The 12,462-nt window shown below is 38.8% G+C and carries 12 protein-coding genes; 9 read left to right on the top strand and 3 right to left on the bottom strand.

The window, feature by feature from the left end; genetic code table 11:
• Positions 1-26 precede the first annotated feature (26 nt).
• On the top strand, positions 27-806 hold the full coding sequence (locus tag RMX98_RS25835; protein WP_322676915.1) for a hypothetical protein: 780 nt from the start codon (positions 27-29) through the stop codon (positions 804-806).
• Positions 807-949: 143 nt separating this feature from the next.
• On the opposite strand, the gene RMX98_RS25830 is transcribed toward RMX98_RS25835, so the two are convergent.
• Positions 950-1,675, bottom strand: a complete 726-nt coding sequence (locus RMX98_RS25830; RefSeq protein WP_322676914.1) for an alanine--tRNA ligase-related protein — start codon at positions 1,673-1,675, stop codon at positions 950-952.
• A gap of 476 nt (positions 1,676-2,151) precedes the next feature.
• On the opposite strand from RMX98_RS25830, the gene RMX98_RS25825 reads away from it, so the two are divergent.
• The 3 genes from RMX98_RS25825 to RMX98_RS25815 all read left to right on the top strand — a co-directional run bounded on the left by RMX98_RS25825 (position 2,152) and on the right by RMX98_RS25815 (position 4,991).
• The gene (locus tag RMX98_RS25825; protein ID WP_322676913.1) at positions 2,152-2,565 is read left to right on the top strand and encodes a hypothetical protein; all 414 of its coding nucleotides are present in this window, start codon (positions 2,152-2,154) and stop codon (positions 2,563-2,565) included.
• Positions 2,566-3,181: 616 nt separating this feature from the next.
• On the top strand, positions 3,182-4,795 hold the full coding sequence (locus RMX98_RS25820; RefSeq protein ID WP_322676912.1) for a hypothetical protein: 1,614 nt from the start codon (positions 3,182-3,184) through the stop codon (positions 4,793-4,795).
• Positions 4,785-4,991 carry a hypothetical protein gene (locus RMX98_RS25815; RefSeq protein WP_322676911.1) on the top strand — a complete coding sequence of 69 codons (207 nt, stop codon included), beginning with the start codon at positions 4,785-4,787 and terminating at the stop codon, positions 4,989-4,991. The genes RMX98_RS25820 and RMX98_RS25815 overlap by 11 nt, the downstream gene beginning before the upstream one ends.
• 73 nt (positions 4,992-5,064) lie before the next feature.
• On the opposite strand, the gene RMX98_RS25810 is transcribed toward RMX98_RS25815, so the two are convergent.
• Both RMX98_RS25810 and RMX98_RS25805 read right to left on the bottom strand, forming a co-directional pair.
• Positions 5,065-5,658, bottom strand: a complete 594-nt coding sequence (locus tag RMX98_RS25810; RefSeq protein ID WP_322676925.1) for a DnaB-like helicase C-terminal domain-containing protein — start codon at positions 5,656-5,658, stop codon at positions 5,065-5,067.
• 49 nt (positions 5,659-5,707) lie between these two features.
• Positions 5,708-6,322 (bottom strand): hypothetical protein, encoded by a 615-nt coding sequence (locus tag RMX98_RS25805; protein WP_322676910.1) that lies wholly within the window; start codon positions 6,320-6,322, stop codon positions 5,708-5,710.
• Between the two features lie 248 nt (positions 6,323-6,570).
• On the opposite strand from RMX98_RS25805, the gene RMX98_RS25800 reads away from it, so the two are divergent.
• The 5 genes from RMX98_RS25800 to RMX98_RS25780 all read left to right on the top strand — a co-directional run bounded on the left by RMX98_RS25800 (position 6,571) and on the right by RMX98_RS25780 (position 12,384).
• The gene (locus RMX98_RS25800) at positions 6,571-7,299 is read left to right on the top strand and encodes a hypothetical protein (protein WP_322676909.1); all 729 of its coding nucleotides are present in this window, start codon (positions 6,571-6,573) and stop codon (positions 7,297-7,299) included.
• A 251-nt stretch (positions 7,300-7,550) separates the two neighbouring features.
• Positions 7,551-8,516: a Cas10/Cmr2 second palm domain-containing protein gene (locus RMX98_RS25795; RefSeq protein ID WP_322676908.1), complete on the top strand. Its 966-nt coding sequence runs from the start codon at positions 7,551-7,553 to the stop codon at positions 8,514-8,516.
• Entirely contained in the window at positions 8,479-9,174 is a 696-nt protein-coding gene (locus RMX98_RS25790; protein WP_322676907.1) for an RAMP superfamily CRISPR-associated protein, read from the top strand. The genes RMX98_RS25795 and RMX98_RS25790 overlap by 38 nt, the downstream gene beginning before the upstream one ends.
• Positions 9,171-10,841 (top strand): RAMP superfamily CRISPR-associated protein, encoded by a 1,671-nt coding sequence (locus tag RMX98_RS25785; protein WP_322676906.1) that lies wholly within the window; start codon positions 9,171-9,173, stop codon positions 10,839-10,841. Before RMX98_RS25790 ends, RMX98_RS25785 begins: the two co-directional genes overlap by 4 nt.
• Positions 10,834-12,384 carry an RAMP superfamily CRISPR-associated protein gene (locus tag RMX98_RS25780; protein WP_322676905.1) on the top strand — a complete coding sequence of 517 codons (1,551 nt, stop codon included), beginning with the start codon at positions 10,834-10,836 and terminating at the stop codon, positions 12,382-12,384. Before RMX98_RS25785 ends, RMX98_RS25780 begins: the two co-directional genes overlap by 8 nt.
• Positions 12,385-12,462: the final 78 nt, after the last annotated feature.

Below are 12,462 nucleotides of genomic sequence, written 5' to 3'. Positions count from 1 at the left end.
TGAGATATGAAGGAAGGAGAACTTATATGCTAAAAACAACCCAATGGCAAACCTTAAATGACTGTGAAATGAACTCAGAAAATTTTCAAGCGTTACTGAGAAATGACATTCCATCAATTCGTATTTCTAAATTTGCTTCAGTTGAAGAATGCCACAAATTAGCTTTAGCGATTGAAAAAGTTGGGTTTGATTTTTATAAAAATGTAGAACCGCCAATTGGTAGAATTGGAGTTACCCAATTTGAATATAGAAATAGAGATAAATCTGGATATTTCGATGCAGTTAAAAAAGCTAGTGAAACTTATAATAAAGTTACTTCTTTAGCTTTTAATCCACTAAAACGTCTAGCAACAATTTTGCGTCAGAATGTATCAAGTAAAGTAGAAACTGCTTACGAAAATGAAATTTATGGGTATTATTTTGCCGGATTGATACGTCAGATTAATATCGCCTTGCTACATCTAGACTTTGCTGGGTTAGATGCTCCAGATTGGAAAATAGGAAATATTACCTCACAGCTAGTCTGGAATGTATATATCAAAGCACCTAGCCAAGGTGGTATTTGCAAAGTCTACAACCGTCAGTGGCAGCCTGAAGATGAAAAATATAAAATTCCTGGTTCGTATGGCTACGATTGTTCCTTAGTAGCTAACTCAGAAGTAAAGTATAATATTCCAATCACAGGCGATTTGGTTATTTTTAACACCCGTAATTTTCATGAAGTCTTACCAGGCATTGGAGAGCGCATAACAATTAGCTCTTTTATTGGAAAAATGCCAGGAGGAGATTTAGTTTTTTGGTCTTAATTTATGTAATGTAGCTTTCCAGCCTCAGCTACATCACATAAGTTAAATTAGTAATATTGCGGTTAAAATTTTATAAATTAATACAAATACGCAACTACTATTAATAAACAAAGTAATATTTTAACTTAATAAAAAGCATAAATTTACTCAAACTTATAACTAATCTTGAGATTTCCTTTTTGACGTTTGGCTTTAGTAACTACTACACTTTTTAATTCATTAAGTGATTTTAAATGAGTTCCTCCACATGGTGTGGGATGAAGATTGCCAATTGTTACAACTCTCAAAGATTTTTCTGGCGGTAAATTACTAGGAATATTAGACCAACGGGCTGCTAATTGTTCTGATGTAATTAGTGAAGCTTCTACACTAGTAGTTTTATTTAAAGCTTCACTAATTTTTGTGTTAACTTCAGCAATAAATGTTTCCATATTTTCAAATGAAGGGCTGCCTTGAAACTCTACATAGGAACCATCGGGAAAATGATATCCTTTAATTGCAATTAGATTTTTATCAAAAGATTCAACTATAGTGTACATAAGATGTCCAGCCGTATGAGCCTTAGCATTTTGTATACGACGAGCTTCATCAACATTTAAAGTTACCTCTTCGCCTTTTTCCAAGGATACCGATGAAAAGTTTCCATAATGACGAACTTCTCCATCTACAAAGCTTACAAAAGTGATGGGAATCTGAACTCTTTCAGCTTCAATAGTACCTACATCCGAAGGTTGACCACCACCTTGCGGATAAAATATAGTGCTATCGAGTACGCAATAATAACCACGCTCATCATTGGCAATATACTCAAAGTGAGCTTTATCACTAAATTTATAGGTATCTTCAAGATAGGCAAGTACTGTGGACATAGATAAATCTTTCTATTTAACTTTGATAACAATCATTTAGAAAAAGACAAGAAATCACAAATAAATAAACTACTTGAATACCCAGTTTATGCTTAAGGGATTTCCAAGAAATAAATTATCTACTCTTGTAAGATACGTATCATATCATAGCAATTTACTAGCAAGTGGTGAAGTCAAAAGCTTTGTTATTAGTCGCGCTGCCAAAGCTTTTCGGATGGCAGATCGAACTCTTGCCGTAGTCACTCGGCTTTAGGCGCTTATTACGGTCATATGCAATCACGCATGGGCGCTCCCAAGGCCATCACTGCTGCCCATAAATTGGCACGTATTTTTTATCGCCTTTGGACTTCTGGCGATCAATTCACCGCGCGAACACTTTTAAAAGATGCCACAGCTATATCACATGGCATTACCAGCGCGGAACACTGCCCATACAAGAAGAAGAAACCCCAGTCGCTACAACGGGGAACGAAATCATGGTACAGATTGCTGATGAATGCGAAAAGTACGGGTTTGAAATCCTAAACGATGGTATCTACGACCACGATCAAAAGCTTGGCGAAGTAGGCTGTACTAACAACAGATGGTGGGTTATTCGGGCAACTTCAGTGTATCAGCAGAAAATTCCGTGTGATTCTGCGTTCGATGCGGTGTGGGTGTTGTCGATGGTAGAACTAACGCAACCATCTCGTGAGGAACTGCTGGGTAAGCCGTTTGATCGACTAACAGCTAATGATTTTTCTGCACTTGTGAGAAATCCGGGTAAAGTTGCCGAGTTACAAGAAAAATTTGGGGAATGCGCGATCGCAGAATCTACTAATGGCACTATGCAAACCCTACGCCTAACCTTTGCCGGACATCAGGAAGTTCAACATTTTGCTAGGAGATAAATATGGAACGTGACGCTACGCGTAGATTGCTTCCACAAAAGGGTACGGATAATTCAAAATTCAAATATTTTAGAGATTAGTGCTTGCTCTGTACCTAGAATTAATCAATTCCAAAATTTTTTTAATTTTTAATTTTGCATTTTGAATTTCATTAAAGGTAAAGTTGAACCATGAAGTCTGTTTGTAGTTCAATAATTATACTTACGCTCATTATAATCATTAGCCAGCAGCTTAATTCTCTAAAGAATCCCTTCAGACCAATACACTTTTACTTTTAGGAAAAATTTTATCGAGGCGATTCTCATCAGTACAGTATTATTTAGTGATGAAGTCTCCTAGTAGATATGAAATGGCGGTATGGCTACGATTTATTAGCGCTAACTTAGCCATTCCAATCAACCAGCACTCCATCAACTGTCACAAAGCCCCATTGCGGAAACTTCACCAGTAGTTTTTTGTTCGCAATCTGCCTTCGTAGTTAATAATCCATCTCTTTGACAAAACTGATACCTGAATATTCCGCCAGAGGTAGAAGAAATATTCTTTAGTCGTAGTAGTATCATGACATTGATCAACGCAATTTTTATACACCTGAATAAAAATCGGAGTAGTACTAATGGCTACATTTACCGTTACTAATACTAATAACAGTGGTGCTGGTTCACTACGGCAAGAAATTCTAGATGCTAATGCCCTGTCAGGAAAAGACATCATCAATTTTGGGGGACTATTTGATGATGGACTGGCTCATACCATCAGTTTAATTGGTGGTGGTCTGAGTATCACAGATGATATTGCCATTCAAGGTACAAATCCAAACTTACTAACTATTACTGATAATAGTGCATCTCGTGTTTTTGATATTACCAGTGGCGCAACAGCTACAATCAACGGGCTGACTATTACTAATAGCTTTAATACTTTCAATGACTACAATATAGGCGTAATAGGAGGCGGTGCTATCTCCAATGAAGGCGTACTTTCACTGAGCAATAGCATCATCACTGGTAACGCAGTAAATGGAGGCGATGGCGGTGGCATCTACAACTCAGGCACCCTTGCAGTGAACTATAGCACTATTTCTGATAATTACAGCTATGATAATGCGAATAGTACAGGTAATGGTGGCGGCATTTACAACTCAGGCACCCTCACGCTGAACTACAGTCGCATAACTAACAACTCGGCAATAGGTGATTCATTCCGCGACAATTTTAGTAGATCAGGTGGTGGCATCTATAATTCTGGCACCCTCACAATAAATGGGAGTAATATTAGCAACAACAACTCAGGATATAGTGGTGGCGGCATTGAGAACACAGGCAGCCTTACAGTAAACTATAGCAATATTACTGATAACGCAGCGATAGGAGGCGGACCTGGCGGTGGCATCGACATTTATGGAAGTTATGGACATGTAACTCTTACTACTATTAACTATAGTACTATTAGTGGTAATAAGGCAACCGTAGGTGCTGGGATATACAATATTGGCTTTAATTTTCCAACACCAAATGGAACAATAGCAGGCACTATTTATGGCAACCTGAGCATAAACAACAGCACTATTAGTTACAATTATGCAACTACTGGAGGCGGCATCTATAATAATGGCACTCTCTCATTGAGTGACAGCACTATTAGCAGTAACTATGCCAGTCTGTACGGCGGCGGAATCTATAACTCTAGCTCTAACGGGAACGGGAACGGCAGTGACAGCAACAATCAATTCGGCTTAGTTACCGTTAGTTATAGCAGTATAAGTGGCAATACAGCAGGGAAAGCTGGAGGTGGCATTTACAATAATGCTAATGATGGCGGCAGTTTTTATACTAGTAGTTATAGTAGTAACACTGTTAGAGGCGATCAATTAGGCATTGTTACCGTGAGTGATAGCACCATTAGTAACAATCAGGCACACTTTGGTGGTGGTATCTACAATGATGGTACTCTAACAGTGGGCAACAGCATTATCAAGCACAATAAAGCTTTCGGAATTGAACTCAGTTCTGGTAGTTACGAGTCTGGTGATGGTGGTGGCATTTACAACAACTCTACCTATGGCACTACCACAATAGACTACAGCGCCATTGCTTGTAACTTTGACACTTGCCAGGAGGATTCAAATAATCGTATCCAGCCTGATGATATAGCAGGTAAGTTCATCAACAAGGGCTATAACTGGGTTGGCATTAATACTGCTACTACGGCTGCTGGTGATGCTGCATAATCTTTTTTTTGAAGTGGGCAATAATAACCCACACAAAACTTACGCAACTGGCATAGGCGATCGCAATCATTGCACAGATCGTTTGATTGTCGGTATAGATATAAGACGAGCGATACAATTACTAAACGCTATACGTTCGCTGTTGCAAACAGGAACTTTGTTGATAGCTACATACTTGCCCTTAACAAGTATTTGAAGATTGTCCCAACTCCTTTGGGAATGTAAATCAATCCTTACAGGGTCTACCGGACAGTTACAGATATTGATTATCAACGAGAATTATTCAGTTCTTTGCTGGTGAATGAGCCTGTAACTAAATTCTTAAACTGTCCAAATCGTTCATCAAACAAGAGATTAACAGTCGTCTCACTACTAAACCGACTTTTCAAAACTGAAACTTCAAAAATGCCTTTTTGGGTGGATTGTTTATCGTAGTAATCTTCACGATACAAACCCAACATAACAGCAGCTTCTTGTTCAAATCCTCCCGATTCTCGAAAATCAGCTTTTGTCGGACGCTTTTCGGAACGTGAATCAACTTCTCTTTTTAATTGGGCTAAACCCAAGACAGCGCAATTGAACTGTTTAGCGATCGCCCTGAGTTGTTTCAAGATGGAGTCGATTTCTTGTACGCGGTTTTCCCCTCGTTCACGGCGCATTGGTTCAATCAACTGCACATAGTCCACAATTACCAAACTGACTGAACCGCAACGAGCTTGTATATCTTGCAAATCGCCCTTGATTTGTGATGTGGTGATTACAGGGTTGTCATTCAACCAAAATGGTAGTGCCATCGCGTTATCACTTGCTTTCACCAAAGGATTCCAGTGAGATTCCCGAAGTGCATTGCGTTTGAAAAGCAGGTCAGCCGGAACATGGGGAGCTGCCAGCCTTGAGAGGGTCTTTTAGGCTTTACACTGTGACTAATTCTTGAAGTTGTGATCGCACTTCATGGTTGAAAAGCTGCTGTAATTCCTCAGTAGTCAGTTGTTCCAATGGTAGGGATTGCAAGTATTTGTGAACTGGTTCAGCCAGCGATGTATCCACCATCGACAATGAGCGCACAGCATCAAACACGGAGTTAGAATACTGCTGCTGGACTGAATAACGCCTCTTCACCCACCAGTTACCATCAGTGCATCCGACTTGCCCTAGTTTCACGCCGTTGTTGTTGTAAATGCCATCATTGAGAATTTCAAACCCATAATTCTGGCACTCGCTGAAGATATGCGCCATGATTTGGTTTTCGGTCGTGGGGGGTGTTGCTTCTTTATCCTGCACAGGTAATGAACCATTTTTGTAGTGAGTGCAGATGAAGCGATCGCAACGCATTGGAGTGTTGGCACGAAATACTTCTTTGTCGTTTACCATTACTACCCAGGGTTGCGTTAAATGGTTGTCGTCATGGCTAATGCTGGCTACCAGTTTGTCATTAACTTCCGCGCTATTTTCAGTGACTCTACAGAAGCGATCGCTTGCATTTGAAACGGCAAGTAGAAAAAGCGTTTTACCTTGCGGGGAAAGCATTGATGCAATTGCGAGACAGAAAACTTTATCGTAATACGCACAAAACCTTTGAGGAATACTGCCCATAGCCGTATAGCGCGGGAGAGATTATGATTTTGGTCTATAGAGCCATTGGCTAGCTGCTGTAAAAGATCGGGGTGCGGAAGGTTAGTGAAGTTTATACTCATAATCAATAAAAGTATCTCAAGTGTTTTACTAAAGTAGCAGGTATTGGAAAGGGGTACTTCCGATACTGTGTAATACTGGGTGTGCCAATCTTAAAAGTCACATACATCTACCACATGAATACATCTGAGTTTGAACCTTACAAAGTAGATCACCTGTTTTTGCTGATTGGTGAGAATCCTTTACCCAACTATGTTGCAGCCCAAATACTGCTGAAAGAGGATGGTACTGTTTACTTGGTACACAGCACAGATACAACTAGTAAAGCTGCTTGTTTGGAAAGAAATTTAAAGGGTGTAAATGTCAAACCAATTTCATTGGGCAGACATGAGGCTAACTCCTGTGTTATTAAAGACAAAATCCAAACCGAAGTAAAAAATATTTTAAAAAAGTATCCAAAGCATACTTTTGGTTTAAATTATACAGGTGGAACAAAGGCAATGTCCGTTCACGGTTATCGTGCCTTATTCGAGGCTTCAGGAGTTGAGAATCCTCAATTTAGTTATCTGGATGCTCGAAGTTTACAAATGTTCATCGATAGGGAGAATGATTCTCCTAAAGCTGAAGCAGTAGATATAAAACTTTCCTTAAAAGAAATCTTTGATTTGCATGATTTACGCTGGGAAACAGAGCCAATTACTGTTCCAATACTACCTGAATTAGCAATAGAATTTGCAAAACTACATACCTGTAAAAATAATACTGACAAAAGTATAGTCATAGCATGGCGCTGGTGGTGTGATAATTTGCTAAAGCCTGCGACAAAGGTGTTTAAGAAAAAGCTTAATAAACCACCTGAGTCCCTCTGCTAGGTCTGGGAGTTACAGCTAACTGTCTTTCTACTGGATTATCTGCTGTAGATACTAGCGATCGCTACAGTGTAACCACTAGCTATCCAGTCTCCAGAGAAATCGTTGAAAAGCTCCGAGCCGTTGACCCTAAAAATAAAGCTCCAGCCAATCAAGAACTAAAAGATACTATATTTAAAAATTTACCGCTAGGCAATTATATAGTCCCTTATGATGTTGATGATTTAGGTCGCACAGAGGGTAAAAGTAGTTACATGGCTATAGTTCACGCTGATGGTAACGGGATGGGCGATCGCTTTAAAGAACATGGTAGGAAATGTAAAACAGACCGTGAGTATATTACTGCCATGCGTGAACTATCTAAAACTGTGAATCAGGCAGGTGTTAATGCCTTAAAAAAAGTTGCTGAGAGAGTTATCCAATTAGCAGATGGAAAATTACAAGAGCAGTTTGCAATTACAGAAAGAGATGAGAAAAAATATCTGCCTTTTCGTCCAATAGTTTACGGCGGTGATGACGTTACATTTGTATGTGATGGACGCTTAGGATTATCGTTAGCAGCACTTTACCTGAAGGAATTTGAAGCTCAAAAAGTAGCAGATAAAAAAGATTTAACAGCCTGTGCAGGAATAGCTATTGTCAAAACGCATTATCCATTTGCTAGAGCATATCAATTAAGTGAATCGCTGTGCAGAAATGCTAAAAACTTTGTGCGTTCTGAAAAAGAACGACTGGGAATATCAGATTTTTCTGCACTTGATTGGCACATTGCTCCTAGCGGTTTGTTAGGTTCAATCAGCGATATCCGTCAACGAGAATATCAAGTTACCGAAGGAAATCTCACCATACGACCTTTGTACTTGCAATCTGATAATGATTGGCGCAACTGGGATGATTTTTCTGAGGTAGTGAATCAATTCAACACGCACCCTGACTGGATAGGTCGCCGTAATAAAGTGATAGCTTTGCGAGAACAGTTACGGCAAGGTTCAGAGAAAACAAAGCAGTTTTTACAGGTTTACGGTTTGAATGAGAACTATTTACCCCGATTTAGCAAGTCAAAATATGACAACTTGTATCAATCTGGTTGGACTGAAGACCCCAGAACAAATACGAGAGTTTGTGGTTATTTTGATGCCATTGAAGCAATGGAATTTCACATTCCTTTAAAGGAGAAAACGAATGGAGATTTATTACCTGAAAATGCTACTTTTGAGTGATACAACTTTTGGGCGTGGTGATGGAGTAGCAGGTTTAATCGACCAAGAAGTAGAGCATGATGCTAACGGATTTCCCTACTTACGTGGACGTACTTTAAAAGGCTTGTTGAGTGAAGAATGCGACAATTTGATTGCTGTGCTTTCTGAACCACCGCCTTACCGTTGGGAACAAGCCACTGAACATTTATTTGGCATACCTGGTAGCACCCTGGAAACTATCTCCAAGATGCACGTTGGCGATGCTTGTTTACCCCAAGACTTGCGAAAGGCTGTAAAACTTCAACTTGACCAAGAACAGGAAAGAGAACGCATACATCCAGACAGAAGAAGACTCACAGAAGTAGACATTCTTGCTTCTCTTACCACTATTCGCCGTCAAACTGCTATTGACCCTGAAGATGGCGCACCCGTAGAACATAGCTTACGCTCTAGTCGGGTTATCTTGCGAGATTTATGCTTCACCGCACCATTGTTATTTGAAAAAAAACCAACACCAGATATGTTAGCACTCTTAGCAGTCAGCACATTAGCACTGCAAAGGGTTGGTAGCGGACGTAACCGGGGTCGGGGTCATGTTCGTTGTATGTTACATAACTCAATTGGGGAAGAAATTACCCGAGAACATTTTCGTTATTTTGAGCAGGAAACCAGGGGATGAAAGCAATTACTTTTTTACTGCACACTACACAACCATTGTTAGCAACTTCGCTTCAGGGAGACCCGAACAGTGATGTATCTTTTCCGTATATTCCAGGTAGCATGATTCGCGGAGTGTTGATTGGTCGCTATCTCCAACGTCACAATTTAAAAAGTACAGATGATATTTTAGATGAATCAAAATATCCAGATATAAAACGTTTATTTTTTAATGGTAATACCCGATATTTAAATGCTTATTTGTACGATAAACAAAAACAAAAGCGCACTCTACCTGTACCGCGCTCTTGGTTAAAGAAAAAGGGTGATGACATTTCAAATTTAGACGAGATAACTGTTTATGATTTCAGTTACGAAACACCGGAAGAAGATATTTCATACAAGTCACTAGATGAGAGTTTTTGCACTGTAGATGATAAAGATATAGTGCTTTACAAAGAAAAACGACGCATCAACATTCATAATATGCGAAATCGCAAAAAAGGCAGAGGTGATGAAGATAATGGTGCAATATTTCGCTATGAGGCTTTAGATGCCGAACAATATTTCCAGGCTGTAATTCTTTGTGACGATCCTGACGATATAGAAAAAATTAAGCCGTTACTAGAACCACAAGAAATGTGGTTAGGCGGTTCTCAAAGTGCGGGATATGGACATACTCAGATTATTCCTATAGAAGAGGATAAAGAGTATGATTATTGGGACGAAGTGGGAATTGAGCCTGAAGACCGTAACGACAGAGAACTAATCCGTATTACTCTTCTTAGTGATCTAATTTTACGGGATAAATGGGGTCATTATGTTGCTACGCCACCAAACTCAACAGGAGATGAAATTAATCAAAAAGTTGAGTCATTAACTCAGATATTAGAAGAATTACTAGATATAAAGTTAGAACCACAATCTAGTTATACCAATAGTCTTATTGTTGGGGGATTTAACCGTAAATGGGGATTACCTTTACCGCAAGTACCAGCTTTAGCAGCAGGTAGTGTTTTTGTATTTAAGTGTAATAAAGAAGATGGAGAACTAGATTCAGAAAAAATTCGTTTAGTAGAAAATCAAGGTATTGGTGAAAGGCGGGTTGATGGTTTTGGAAGAATTGCTATCAATTGGCTAGAGGAAGAAGCAATATTTAATGCTTGTTTACCAAAAAGAGAAACTAACAGGGAGCAACCACAGCTAGTCCCAAATTCAGAAGACAGTCAACTAGCGCAAAAGATGGCGAAGAGATTATTGGAACAAAAGCTAGATAGGCAACTTTTAGATAAGGTTGATAATTATAAACTCAAACCCAACAAACTCAGCAATAGCCAACTTTCCCGGTTAATGATTGTAGCAACACAAGCTCTGAGACAAGAAATTAAAAAATCAGGTGTTGAAGAATTAGAAGAAAGAAAAAAAATAGTTATTGATTTTTTGAAAAATCTAACCAAAAATGCCAATAGTCAATTTGAAGACACAAAAGTTTATCGTAAATCTTTCAAAGGTCAGATTTGTGACTGGTTAAAAGACTCAAATACATGGTTAGATTCAGATAATTTAAAATTTTCTATTGCTGGTGAGTCAGTTCCACCAGACTTAGTTGAAAAACTGAAGCTAGAATACACGCTACGGCTAATTATTGCGGTTGCCAAACAAGCGACAAAGGATAAACAAGATGAATAGAACACGCGAAGGACGACATATTATTAAGCGCATTATTGTACGCGGTGTTTTGGTTCTGGATACGCCAACTTGTTTGGGAAATGGTGATGCTGAAGGTGCTACAGATATGATGCTGTTACTTGACAGTATTAGTCATAACCCTTTATTAACAGGTTCATCAATTGCTGGTGCTTTACGCAATTATTTACATGAATATCAGCGTGATTACACGAAAAGTGAAAGCCGTGATAATATAGCTGCAAAATTGTTTGGTGATTTATTTGCTTACAAGGATGAAAGGAATAAAAATGAAGCCGAAAAAATTGCGTTAAGAGAAAAAAATACTCAAAGTCCTTTAATTATTCATGATGCAATAAGTAGCACTATTCACAATGTTGAAATACGAGATGGAGTCAAAATAGATGGTGCAACTGGTACTGCGTCTGACAAGGCAAAATACGACTTGGAACTCTTGCCTGCAGGGACTAAGTTTCCTTTGAACTTTGAGTTGTTAATTGAAAAAGATCAAGATAAAGATGAGAATGAATTAAAACAAGCACTTGCTTTAGCTTTAGAAGGGTTAAAGAATGGTGAGATTGCTATTGGAATGAAAAAGCGACGGGGTTTTGGTCGCTGTCATGTAGATGAGTGGCAATTTTGGGAATTTGATTTAACTAAACATAGCGATCGCATTGCTTGGTTAACATTTGAAAGACCTTGGGGTAAACCTTATGCTACTAAATTACCAAGCGACAAACTATTGAGTGATACACACCTCCAGAAGCTAAAGATAGATAAGCCAGATAAGCGCGATCGCCTCTTCATCACTGCCAAATTTCAACTAGCCAGCCCCTTACTCATTCGCTCTGGCCAAGATTTAATTCAAAACAAATGTTCTCCCGATGTGGTACATTTGCACTCCTATAGAAAAGACAAACCTGAGCCAGTTGTTTCTGGTACAAGTTTAGCAGGAGTGCTATGGCATAGAGCCGAGAGAATAGTGAATACTTTAGATAAGAATTTACAAATTGTGTATGACCTATTTGGCTTTGTTAAAGAAGAAAGTAAACAAGCAAAGGCTAGTCGTTTAGTTATTCATGAAAGCTTGATAGAAAATACAGTTGACATTGTACAAAGCCGAATTGCTATTGACCGTTTTACAGGCGGAGCATATAGCGGAGCATTGTTTCAGGAACAGCCAGTTTTTGGTATTTCTAAAAAAGAGGATAGTCAAAAAATTAATAAAGTTAAAGGTAAATTAAAAAAAAGTAGCAATACAAGTAGTAACACAGCGCACATAAAACTAGAACTGGAACTACGTCAACCAAAGGAATATGAAATTGGGTTACTTCTGCTACTACTTAAAGATTTATGGACAGGTGATTTACCAATAGGTGGTACTAGCAGTATTGGGAGAGGACGTTTGCAGGGAGTTGAAGCAACTCTAGCTTGGCAACAACACAAGTGGGTAATCTCTGAGGAGAATCGGAAATTACTAATCAGCAACCAGGATAAAGATGAAATGGAAGAGTTTGTTAAAAAGTTTTTGGAGCAAGCACCATGAATCAAGATTTGTGTCAGGAAGTTTCAACAGAAACAATTGAACTATTACTGGAGGATTGGTTAAAGCAACAAGCAATTA

Source organism: Nostoc sp. DedQUE02, from assembly GCF_034531035.1.
Lineage (GTDB): Bacteria > Cyanobacteriota > Cyanobacteriia > Cyanobacteriales > Nostocaceae > Nostoc.
Note: the sequence above shows the minus strand (reverse complement) of the source record. Positions and strands in the feature narration are given on the sequence as shown.